Raw genomic sequence first — 14,066 nt, forward strand, 5'->3', positions numbered from 1 at the left:
TAGGTAAATCGGATGATTGGCATCATTCGGATCACTAAATTGTGCCAGTTCCACCCCATCTAAAATACCGTCACCATCTGAATCCACCACATTGTCATTATTCACGACTGCAATCAAGGCTTGCACTTCATCTGGGGTATTCCACACATTACCTGCCAATGCTGCTTGGTATTCAGCGATCAAACTCGCTGCCAAATATTGCGTTGGCAATAAGGTTTGGATTTGTTCAATCGTGATATTCGCGTTTGGTGTGTTTTGTAAAGCAATAAAGGCCGTGGCGGTACCGTTCACGCTGGCAATGGTATTTTCAAGCGCTGTCAATGACGTTACCGCTTGATTAGCCAGTTCACTGCGATACAAGCTCAAGACCGTTGCATCACTTGATACGCCAGTTAAACCAATAAAGTGCGCAAACAGATCCGCATCTGCGATATTAGTGTCTGCCACGCGCGCCGCCAAATTCGCGACGGCTAATGGATTCACCACGTCCACCACATCTTGACTAGCAACATTTGAGAAGCGCACTCCGTCTTTAATCACTGACCAAGAAATGGTATCGCTGGCAGAGCGATCGACTGGCAAGGTAGACATGAGGATAAGACTGGAATCCACGCCTTGATACGTCAGGTTGACATGGTTGTTATCGCCATTGATGCTCGCCACTTGCAAATCGCCATTGCTATCAAGCTGCCAAGTGATGCTTGGGACGGTTCTTGGACTTAACACATCAATACTCACCACCTCTTGCCATGCATTATCCGCTGCGGTAATCGCAAAACGGGCAATACCGTCGTTAATTACGCTGATGCTGTCGTTGGCAAAGGTCGCCACATCTGGGGTTAAGCTTTCAATAGTGACGGTTTGGCTATCGGAAGGTGTCACCGTAAAGCTATGTGAGCCGTTGTTGATATCGCCAAGCGTTGAGGTAACAGAAACAGGAGTGGCGCTCGGTTGCAGGGTAATGCTTTCTAAACGAGCAACACCGTCTACGTCCACGCTAACTTGAAGCTGAGCACCACTGCTGTACAAACTGGTGTCTAATGTGCCAATGAGCGCTGTTAAACTGTCACCATCAAGTAGGCTCACACTCACACTGCTGCCTGTTGGCAGATAACCTGAAAGCAAGGCAGTGAGATCAAGGGTTCCAGTGCTGGTCTGTAGTATTTCAGGGAAGTACGCCAAGGTCGTGTCATTGGCAAGCACGGCATCCACCGCTTGTTGCGCGGCGCTATCGAGGCCATAGGTAGGCACATTGAGCGACAAATCGGTCATGCCATGACGACGCAGCCACGTTTGAGTATTGAGGTACAAGGCTTTGGCGGTATTCACATCCAGCGTGTTATCAGCCAAATCTGTCGCAATATCTTGTGTCACATTGGCAAGGGCTTCACCGCCGCCCAATACCGACAAGCCAATCAAGGCGGTGCGATATTGCTGCGGAAGTCCTGAGCCTGTGGCGTTCATCGCGGCTGGCGCAATCGCAAACACATCATCGGCATTAGTGGAATCCAAGAAGGTGCTGGCAATAAGCGCATTGGCGCTGTTAATTCCTGTCACGCTCAGATCCGTTGCAGCCACTTTAGCCGCAATATCCGTCAGTGGTGACACGGTCACGCTATCTCGGCGCGCAATCTCTGGCAATACTGTGGTGAGCGTGCCGCTATTGAGTGAAATACCCGTTGCTTCATCAATGTACATACCGCCGGTGATTTCCATCATCACCGGAAGCGTGGTAGGCACAATGGTCATATCGAAGGCACCGTTGGCATCGGTAGTCCCTGCTGTTTTGGTGAGATCAGTGCCTTTCGCACCCGATTCAATCGCATACACACGCACCGTTGCGCCGCTGATGTTGTTCGCCACCGCTTGCCCTGTCACTGTCCATTGTGGATCGAGCGCATACGCATCTGCTTGATCAATCACAGATTGCATTTTCACGATGTCATTGAGTTCTGATTCGAGGCTGTCTTGAATGAATTCGCGGTAATAAGTGAGATTATTGCTATCAAAACTCAGACCTGTAATCGCAGCAAGCATGGCATCAGTAAGCGCACTGGCATTTGTACCTGCGTAGGCTGCAATATTATCGACTCTGATTTGATTGGCATTAGCATTGTCAATCAAGGTTTGCACTTGCGCCAGAGTAACTAAATCTGCCGCTGGTGCATTCACAATGTCGGTTTGATATTGGACTAGCGCTGCCGCATCAAGGTTGTTTAAATTCGGAATAGCTTGTAAGTCACTCAAAGTAATGGTGCTAGCATCTCCCGCTTGATTGGCGGTGGCAATCACTGCAAGACCATTGACGATATCAATCGTATCTTGTATCTGTGCCACCGACGTGACTGTACCTTGCGCTACAAATGCTTGGTTGTATTGCGCTTCGTTTGCCGTTTCAATGTTCGATAGTTGACCACTGCCAGTTAAGTAACTTGCCGTAATATTCGTATTCGCTGCCAGCATTTGATTCAGTTCGACCACCAAATTCGCGGTTACTGCGCCCGAACCATAGCTTGTTACATCGGGTTCACCGTTATCCAATACCCCATCATTGTTGTCATCTGGGTCAAAGAAGTCATAGAGACCATCACCATCAGTGTCGGTAAAGTCACCGTTGAGTGCATCCGTATTGGATTGAATCAGCGTCCAGATATCAGCTTTACCATCGTTATCATCATCAATGGTGAAATCAATATCATTTGGATTGAGTGGATTAAACCCGATAGCAAATTCAATGCTGTCTTGTAATCCATCGCCGTCAGTATCGGTGAGCGGATCATTATCATCCACATCATGCAGCACAGACACACCGTCACCGTCCGCATCATAATCAGCACCATTTAATGGATCAGTACCTGATTGGAATTCCTGCAAGTTGGTGAAACCATCGGTATCACTGTCTGCGGTAGCTCCGTCGTTGACATCGGTTGGATCAAGCCCTAACGCCAATTCGATATAATCTAACAAACCGTCGCCATCAGAATCTGGGTAAACAGACAGGGCGACCTGATAATGTGATGCAATCTCTTCTATAGCTAATGCTTCGTTGTAGGCCGCAAATGCATAAATCACATCGTTATTGGTGAAGGAACCACTGTCGTTATTACCCAAGGTGCTTGAAGCGCTATTGATAAGGAAGGCATTACCACCTGTACCGACATACTCACCATCAATGTACAAGCTCGCTGTACTACCAGAAATGGTGTAAATCACGTGTACAACGCGTCCAAAGACGGACGCGACCGACGCACCATTGACAGCCGTGAAGCGGTAATCTCCGTCACCAAATTTGGTATAACCATAGGTATTGGTATCCCGCCATACTTCGAAACGTAATGCACCATTACCGCTTTCTGCCAACATACCGCCTGAAAGGAAGTTATCCGCCGGATAATGCAGCAAGAATTCATAGCTGACGTCGCCCGACAATGCACTGAGATCAACCATTGTACTCGCGGTTCCGCGCAGTTCGGTATCGTGAGTCGCAACCGCTTCTACCCCTGATGTGGCTTGAACCATCCACGCAGCCAGATTCAAGGTACCTGACGCAGGTAAATCAAGATTTCGGTTGACATACTCGATGACCAAGGCCAAATCAGTCTGTGTCTGCCAATTGGTTTTTGGTAACGCTGTTTGATATTGCGCCAAGGCAAAATCATAAAGCGTTGAATCTGGCGAGGCTGTAGCGAGTGCTTCCAAGGTAATATTTGACGCAATATTGGATTTAAGTTGAACAAACACATCCAAGAATTCATTGGTAACGCTGATCAAGCTATTCAACTCATCAAGGCTATTGATGGTTTGCCCTGATAAAGTTTCACGGTATTTCGCCATGGAGGTTGCGTCAGTTCTGACACCCGATAAATACATGAATTCAGCAAAGATATCTGCATCATCGATGGTCAGATCCGCCACGCGATTCGCTAAATTCGCTATCGCAATCTCGTTGTTGATCTCAGCAATAGACTGAGTTTGTGGCTCAGAGAAAACCACACCATCTTTTTCCACCTGCAAAGTGAACGTTTCATTGAGCGAACGATCAAACACCAAAGACATGAAGTCAGACAAGCGTGTTGTATTGCCTTGATAAGTCATGACAATACTTGAGGCATCACCATCAAGCGACACCACTACCAATTCACCGCTATTATTCAAGCCCCACGTAATACCATCTATTTCTGACTCATCACGCACATTGAAACGCACGACTTTTTCCCAATCATGGTTTTCATCAGCGATGAGTAAACGCGCAACACCACTTTCAAGCACAGTGATTTCATCGTTTTCAATGCTGATCACATCAGGGGTAAAGTTGGTGACTGAGACTGGCGCATTTAAGGAATTAGACGTAGTGAGCGCATTGACATCATTAGCGATGTCACCAAGGGTAGCGGTAACAACCACAGGTGATGTTTGCGGAAGCAGCACAACATTTTCAAGATATTCAACGCCTTCCAAGTCAAAAGTGACTTCAACAAGCATTTCATTGCCATACAGACCGGTATCAAGCTGTCCGCTCGGCAAGTCAACCAGACTATCGCCAGCAAGCACACTAAAACTTGGCGTCAAGGAAGCAGGTAAATCCCCACCGAGTAATGCAGTGAGATCAAGCGTGCCTGTGTTGGTTTGCATTCTCTCTGGGAAGTAACCCAAGATAGGATTGTTAGCCAGCAAGGTATCCACTGCTTGCTGTGCCGCAGCGTCTAAACCAAAGCTTGGCACATTCAAGGCAAGATCCGTCAGACCGTGACGACGTAACCAATGCTGGGTATTGAAGTACATCATCTTGGCTGTTGCTTCTTCAATTGCGCCATCCGTTGCATCCAAGGCAATAGCTGAATTAACAACTGAAATTGATTGCCCGCTGCCAAGTACGGAAAGCCCCGTTAGCGACACACGATAGGCTTCTGCTTCACCTGTACCCGTAGAATCTAAGGTTGAAGGCATAACAGAGAATGGCGCATTCGCATCCATCGAACCCATCATCCATTGCGCCAATGCAGTATTCGCGCTGTTAATCGCAGACAAGCTGTAATCGGTTTGCACCATGTGTGCAGCAATGTCTGTTACAGGCGAAACAATGACGTGATCACGACGTTTCACTTCAGGCAAGACAGCACTGATCACTGTATTCGACCGCGTCAATCCGGTGGAATCATCTTGATACGTTCCGCCAGTCACTTCAATTAAGACTGGATGAGCGGTAGCAGAGATAACCAAACTAAAGTCACCATTCGCATCAAGCATCACAGTGCCTCGTGCGAGATCTGTACCTTTGGCACCATTCACTAATTCAATCGCTTGAACCGATGCACCTGAGATATTGGCTAAAACTACATGCCCTGTGATGCCAAGTGTTGGATCAATAACATACGCATCTGCTTCGGTGATCATGGCTTGTAAACTCGTCAGATTACCGACCTCAGCCGCATCTGAGCTAGCGATAAACATCCGATAGGTTTCTAAGTTCGCATCCGTGATAGTTAAACCAAACACCCCTTGCAACATAGCCAATGTCAGGCTTGAAGCATTTTGGCTTTCTGCCATTAAGGTCAAAGCGTCAAGTTGCGTTTGGCTTGCATTGGCATTGTTCACCAAGGTTTGTAGGTCAGAAACCGTCGCCAAGGTGGTTGAGGTGTTCATAGCAATCAAGGCTTGATAATAACCAAGGTTATCTTCATTCACATCGGCTAAATCAATCACCGCAGAGAGGTTTTCGAAACTGATGGTTTGCCCGTCATTGCTATCTGCCGCGACTCCGATTGCAGTCACCGTATCAATACTGGTATTCACTGCATTGATGATTTGTTGCAAGTGAACATTGCCTTTTACAATGCCCGCTTTAGTGAACTCGCTGTTGTAGAGACTGAGATATGGCTCATTACGTACATCATTCAGGATGGATGAACTTGTTAGCAGCTCGTAACTCACAGTTGTATTGCTGGCAATCAGTACATTAATGTCACCGCTAATGCCACCAATCGCCACACCAAGGCCAATACCTTGATCATCTGATGTGCCGTCATCGAAATAGCCATCGTTGTCATCATCGAGATCCAGCACGTTGTAAATACCATCACCATCGGTATCTTCATAAATGCTGGTGCCTTTGCGGTAAGCCGCCTCTATTTCTGAAGCGGTTAGCGCACGGTTATGCGCTGCAAAAGCATAAATGCCCTCTCCTGCATTGGCATTACCTTCATTGATACCTAACGGCGTTTGTGGATCATTAATCAATAACGCATCGGAAAAACTGCCCACTTGTACGCCATTGACCCAAACTTCACTGCTGCCATTTCGTGCTATGTAAACGATGTGCACAGGATCGCCATAAGGGCTATCCACTGACTGACCATCAACAGCGGTGAAGATGTAATCCCCTGCACCAAATTTAGTCAAACCTAAGGTGGCAGGTGTTTGACCACCTTGCTCAAAGCTCAAGGTCCAAATGGTATTCAGTCCAATACTGTTGTCTCTTGCTCCCAGCAAGACCACTTTGCCCGAACGGTCGACCGGTAAATCCACCAAGAATTCATAGGACACATCACCACTCAGCGCACTCAAATCCAAAGGCATTTGATTCGCTTCATTCACAAAATCGGTCACCACAACTTCAGCAGGTACGGATAAACCGCTTATATGCTGCATCCAAGCCGTCACACCTATTTCGCCTTGTGCTGGGAAGGTAGCCTGTAACTGCGCCCAAATATCGGCGGTGCCGTCGTTGTTTTCATCAATAGAGTAATCAATATCTAACGGATCAAGTGGGTCAAAACCTGCATTGGTTTCGACAATATCGGCAATTAAATCACCATCAGTATCACTGTAAGGATTATTATCATCGACATCATCCGCACCAAAAACACCATCTCGATCACGGTCATAAGAGGTACTGTCAAGTGGGTCAGATCCCGCTAAGGATTCCTCTAAGTTACTGACACCGTCGTTATCAGAATCGACATCCGCCCCATCCAGATCACTGTCAGGGTTAAGGTTCCACGCTAATTCATACGCATCGGTCAAGCCATCGCTGTCGGTATCTAAATCACCATCACCTGGGGAATAAGGATGCTGACCACGCGCTAATTCGTAGCGATCGGGTAATCCATCACCATCAGAATCGGCTTCAACATAAAAACTCGATAGGTCGTAATCTTGTTCGATGGAGTACACCAAACCTTTCGGTGTACGGTAGAAGAAGGTGATCGGGTCGCCCAGTAGATTGGGGGTGAATTCAAGGTAATCCAGCACACGATATTCTTTACCATACATGCGGTAATACAAGTTATCGGTGCTGCCTTGAGTGAGCACAATGGTGCCACGCGCATTGTCTTCCGAGAACACAAGACCTAAATCTTGAATTTCACTGGCAACCACTTGGAATTTGAAGATTCTATTGGTCGCACCGCCGGTGATTTGCAATTCGGCCACACCGTCTTGCAGTACGGTCACACGCTGATTCGCGCTGTCGTAATTAATAATGGTTGGCGTATTGTTAGTCACAGCAAGCGATGCGCCTTGAACCGTACTCATTGCCAAATCAATAGTGCCATCTGCATTGCGGGTAAAGTCTACGTTGACAGGTGGGTTAGGTACCGAAACACCAGCGCCATCGCAATCAAGCGGTGAGCTATCACCGAACGGATACCGCGCACTTGGGTTATCTATATCAATGTGCATCCATGGAATACCAGCTATGCCATCCCAAGGTATTGAAAGCCCCTCATGTGCATAAAGCCCCGTTTCTTTTACCCCATGAATGCCGTTAACAGCAGATTGCGCCATCGCCAAATCCGACACAGGCATGTCATACATTTTGAAATAAGGCACCCAGTCCAACCCTGTAATGTAACTTAGCGCTACTAGCATAAAGTCGTTACCTGGGATTGAACGCATATCACGATCATTACCGTAGTCGGTGTTATACGCATTCGTACCTTTGAATGGGAACAAACTGAAGCCGAGATCATCTCTAAGCCCTGCCCAACGAACTTCATTTTCTTCATCGGTATATTGCCATACGCCGTTCATCGCCAGCATAAACTGACGTTCCCAAATGCGCAGCATAGTATGAAGGCCATGCTGGTCACGCAGCACCGTACCATCACGTAAACGCATACCACGACCTTGATAGACAATTTGCTTGAAGAAGGATTCTGACACGGCACGTCCATATACACCACGCTGCTCGGTAAAGTTCAATGAATCTTCACCTTTGTCAGTAATATGGACTTCACAAGTACCGTCGACGTGTTGACGCAGAGAAACTCTCTGGTTAGAACCATTTCGCATATCAGCCAGCACAGAAATCATGCGTGACGAGGTTTCAAGTGACCCAGCATGCTTCCACATGGCATAGCGATCCTGCACTTGATGTCGCTGGTAATAATTTTCAATGGCAATATCGCGATAAACGTCTATTTGGGTTTCGGTACTCATCCAATAATAAGTCGACCAACTATTGCGATTATTTGTCCCAAAGGCTTCAAGGCGTTTACGCTGCTGCTGATGCCCTAACTCATGGTTATCAGACGCATTACCAAAAATAACACTTAGGGATGTGCCCTGATCTGACGGATTACCTGATATGCCTGATGCCGTATAGATCATTGGATAATAATCATAGTTATAATGCTGAACAAATTGATGGCCATGCAGGGTGGTATCTTTACATGATGCTTCATCCACCAAATTGATACATGCTTGCATCACATCTGGCGATAAAACCTCTTCCATGGTTTCTGACTGTTCTACAGCCAAACCATTCATCCAGTAGACAAAGATGTGATCTTTGTACCAGCTTTCTAAGTGCTTCTCACGATCACCACCAAATAGATTCACCCCATCGAGATAGTCACTCAGCGTCGAATGCGCTTCATGACGACCATATTTAATATCTAAGTGTGGGATCTCGACGGTATCGAGCATGTCAAAAAAAGCTTCACGCTGCGCAAGATCGCTGGCATCAAAAATTGCGGGATGATTCGCCGCTCCCGTTACGGTAAATTGGCTGTAGCGATTGATGTTGCCGCCATCAATCGCCAAATAAATCGGCGCACCATAGGGTGTGGAAAAAGTAACCGATTCGTTATTAGCAAGGTCGAAAATTTCTTTCTGCTCCATGATCGGCGACCAATGCTCGTCAAGGATACGGTGCGTCCCCCTACGCGCATAATGCAAACGAATAGAAACCTTGCTAACGGTCGAATCCGCCATATCGTTACGAGTGATAGTGACAGGCACACCAGGAAGAGCATACCAGCCAGTCATCGTCCATTGTCGCTGGCTAGCGTAATATCTGTAGTCTGAATCAAATCCTAACGACCAATTTTTACTGTCAATACCCAAAGTACGCTGCTGATTCACCACCGTTTCAGGGTAGTTGTAATGGAAGTTTTCCCCTTTAATGATGGTCTCGTTCGCTTGACCGAAATAACGACCTAAATCAGGTTGCGCCTTTTGTTCAGCCCACGAGTGAGAGACCATCAATTCCGCATACAGTGCATTGATATATTCTTTCGCTGTGCCGGCATTTATTTCAATTGGGTAATCAATTTGAAGGCGGTATTTTTGTGCCAATAACAGCAATGATTGAGTCAAAGGATCAATGACATCAAAAGGGTTATTTTTTGTTGAATCATAACCCCTTAACATCTCACTCAGTACATTAACATCATCAAATAAATCAGCGTTCAATGCGGGTATCGTACAATCCAATAAAACGCCTATCGCGTCTCCACTACCACAATTTTTCGCTGCCTCATAATTCCAATTTCCGGTTTGCAAACGTTCAAAAAGGTCTTTGGTATTCATCAACGGATTAGCACCTTGTGAACTCGCCAAGGTAACATTTGTCGCCACGGTATTTTGCCCAGTACTGGTTGGGGTAACTTTCATTAAGCTGCGCAGACCTGCTGTGAGATCGGATACCCCATAGCGCTCTTGGTGCTCAAGAATGGTAGGGATCGCATTCTCTTTGAGGTAATTAAAGGCATCACTCATGTCGCTGCCAGTATGAATATTGGCATTTTCATCACCAACAATCACAAGATCAGGCGAAACGGCCTGCAAACAACCTAGCAAGGCAGCGCCGTCACAAGATCCAACATTATTGATCGTATATCGGCCTGCATACTCGCGATTCAGCCAAGCAAGCAGGTTTTCCCAGTGCGCTGAATAGCCATTGTTTGCAATATTGGCGACCACGATTTCTATCTGCTTATCTGCAGATTCATCACCCACCACCCAATCAAGCACATTATGTGTCAAGGCGTTCATGCCTGAATCATTCATTGCCCCTACAAACATCGAATTGGCAGGCACGACATAACGCCAACTCCCTTGCTGCGCTACTAATAACAGGTTTTTGCCTGCGCCATCCGCAGCACTCGTCGAAGGTAATAATTCAAGCGATGAAGCAAGACCAGATGAAAAGGTTCCTGCACGGCGACCGGTTGACCAATTGACACTGCCGACACCCTGCCAGAAGTACTGTTTAATCGGATCTTGCAAACTCGATTTGAGATCGATTGAAGCATTGATTAAGTTGACTAATTCTTGTTCTGTAGCAAGCGTTTCGTCTTGTTTTTCTAATGCAAATAAAGCATTGGCATGATCGGCTTGTAATGTCGGTATCGCGCTTTCCCAACCCGAAGAAATACGCGGCACAGTGGAAATGTTTGTAAATAAAATGGCACCGCCAATCACTTCACCGTCAACCCCGTCTAGCACTTCAAGATCAAAACGGGCTTCGCCATTGGCAAGCTCCACTATCACTGGGTTCGTTGCGGCAACTTGCCATTCGCCTTCATTAATACGGAAACGCCAAGTATCTACATTATTTTCGGTGGTTGCGCTGAGCAATACTTTACCTGCGTCGTAAATCGACACCGATATGTTATCGAGGTCATCTTGGTTTAGCACACCATCACCATCGGCATCGCCTGTTGGACCATCGATGACGCTGATATCTGAATTATCCGCGATACCATCACCGTCGATATCCGCCCATTCTGTGCCATCAAGTGGAAACTGATCGACCCAATCATTGACGCCATCGTTGTCGTCATCCAGATCGACCACGTTGTATAAACCATCGTTATCGCTATCTGAATAAATGGAGAACGCAATATGGTAGGTAGAGGCGATCTCATCTTGGCTGAGAGCACGATTATGCGCAGCGAAGCCATAGATACCATCACCCGCTTGCACGGTTCCACTGTGAATACCCAAAGGGGTTGTCGGATGGTTAATCAAGATAGCGTTTTGCGTAATACTCCCGACATGAACACCATTAACCCACATCTCAGTTTGACTGCCACGCCCCACAATCACCACATGCGAGGTTGAACCATAAGGACTGGCTATGGATTGGCCATTAACTGGGGTGAATACATAATCATATGTTCCATATAGCGTCGCGCCCATATTGTCAGCACTTTGCTCGAAACGAATTTGCCAATGGGTGTCAAGCCCTTCAGCATTGTTTCTATGCCCCAATAAACCACCGATATTTGCAGAATTCTGAGTAAATTTAACAATGAATTCATAAGACACCTCACCACTCAAGTTGCTTAAATCCAGCGTTTTTTCAAAGGGTTGCGTAATCAAGTCTGTGATGACCAATGCTGGCGAAGTGGTTAATTGTGCGTGATAGTCTAGCCAAATATCGGTATCAAATTGATTAGGCGTCGGCAGGCTTGCTTGGATGCTGGCTAACACATCTGGGATACCGTCACTGTTGTTATCAATCGATAAGTCGACATCGCTTGCATCGTTAGGATTCAGACCAAAATCTGTCTCAATGCGATCTGGTAACCCATCGCCATCGTTATCGGTATAAGGGTTGTTATCGTCAGAGTCATTAATTCCGAGTACCCCATCGTTGTCTTCATCGAGTGCGTTTTGTGTATTGACTAACACAATGAGCGCTTCAACTTCTTCAGGAGTCGACCAGCTATTTGTTGCTAATGTTGCTTGATAATAACTCAGCAAGCTTTCAGGCAAATATTGATTAGGGAACAATGCTTTAAGCTGTGACATGGTTACGTCATTGGTCGCGGTATTTTGCAGCTCAACGAACAGTGTATCTGTGTTGGATTGGCTGCTATTCACTTCAGCGATTAACGCGTTCAATTGCGTCATGGTTGAGACTGTTGTGTTGGTCAACGCACTGCGATACTGGCTAAGAATAGCCACATCGCTTGAAACATCGCTTAATCCGATAAATTCCACAAACAAGTCAACGTCATTAATCGCGCTATTGGCAACACGTGTAGTCAGATTGGTTAACGCCAATGGATTCACTATTGACTCAATTGACGCCGTTTGGATATTCGAGAACCTCACACCATCTTTTACAACAGACCAACTGAGACTCTCTGTGGTGTTTCTATCAACAGGTAACACCGTCATTAAGGTGAGAGTTGAATCAGCATTTTGATATGAAACGTTCACATTACTGCTATCTGCTGAAATGCTGCCAACTTGCAGATCGCCATTAACGTTCAATGCCCAAGTAATAATTGGAGCGCTACGTGGTGTCAGCACCTTAAATGTCACCAGCTCATCATAGTGTTTAGCAATATCAACCAATCTAAAGGTCGCAGTACCATCACGCAGCACCGTCATATCAGTCAACTGAGCTGGGGTTAAATAATTAAATGCTCCCGTTTGCACCACTTTAGGGGAAAGGTTAAACACTTGAATGTTCGCCGATTCACTACCGTTATTTTCTAGTGATAGCGTATGTCGACCATTAGTTTGTAAGTCGCTAATTGAAAGTTGGTAATTAACACTGTTTTGAACGTTGGTGAGCTTGGAGTGCTCAACAAAGCGAATCGAAGGTCGTGTTTTGTCGACATAACGGGTTTCGAGCACATATTCAGAAATATTCGTTGGTACAGTAAATGTGGTCGGATCATCAACTTGAGAACGCACACCATCTGAAATCAAAACGAATGTAATATTGAAACGCTCTAAATATTGGTTATCAATCTGCGCCAATAAGTTACTCGTCCCCGATCCAACCTGAATTTCTTCAGGGACACCTTGAATAAAGTCATCGTCATCCATTTCTTGTTCAAGTTCCGCCACTTTAGTTGACGTTAAATTAAACAATTTATTGGTAATACTCGCTTGACGACCACTTTTATCGAGACGTTTCATTAGACGACGCGTATCGCGATACATACGCTCTTTTATTGCTTGTGATAATTGACCATCCGCTTTGAGTGTATTCACTAAATCCGTAATGGCTTGGTTCGGCTTTCTACCGCCAGCTTCAATGGAAAGCCCCGCTAAGACTTCACGCATATTTCGTGCTTTTTCAAACGCCTCTAGACCATTCTCGGCAATATATTCTTCCGCTTTTTCTGAGCTGGATAAGTCCACTGCACGCAACTTATCCATCAGATCGGGGTCGTTTGTGCCTAAAAACTCTTGTGCAACTTGTTGACGCAACATAGCAATTTTCGCTTGAGAGAAATCTCCTTCCGCCAACTGAGCAACGGCTTCTGACAACGGCGTGATAACTAACGTCTCGCTATTCACCGCTTGTTCCATAACGGCACGCAACGACTGGTTCGTCATATCAACATTCAAACCAGTCGATTCATCAAGATAATTACCGTTTGTCGCCACCACCAATACACGAGTATCAGTCGGTTTTATCTGTGCGGTATAGTTGCCGTTAACATCGGTAATAACATCAGCGTCTCCGATATTTAATTTCTCGATGATCGAGCCATCATCATTAATGCTGAAAAATTCAACCGTTGCGCCTGAAATGTCATTAGCAACTACCGAACCTTCCATTGAAATGGAATCTTGCTGTGCATCGACTTCATCAATTACTGCTTGCAGCGCCGCCACATCGGCAATGCTTGCCTCTGCCGCTATCGCCGCTTGATAATCGGCCTCGTTCGCACCATCAAAGGTTAAACCTAGGATATTCCCTAAGGTGGTGTTGCTGATACCGTTAACGTCACTGTTGGTCGCCGCCAACTGCACACTGGCAAAAGCATCGACGCTGCTATCAACACTGTCGATCACTGCTTGCAACGCCG

Annotated in this window: 1 protein-coding gene; it reads right to left on the reverse strand. The window is 46.2% G+C overall.

The genetic code is table 11. The features are described 5' to 3' along the window. Positions 1–14,066, reverse strand: a 14,066-nt coding sequence (locus VTH8203_RS16940) for an ImpA family metalloprotease (RefSeq protein WP_158296175.1), incomplete at both ends; no start/stop codon positions are given.

The organism is Vibrio thalassae (assembly GCF_900089835.1).
Lineage (GTDB): Bacteria > Pseudomonadota > Gammaproteobacteria > Enterobacterales > Vibrionaceae > Vibrio > Vibrio thalassae.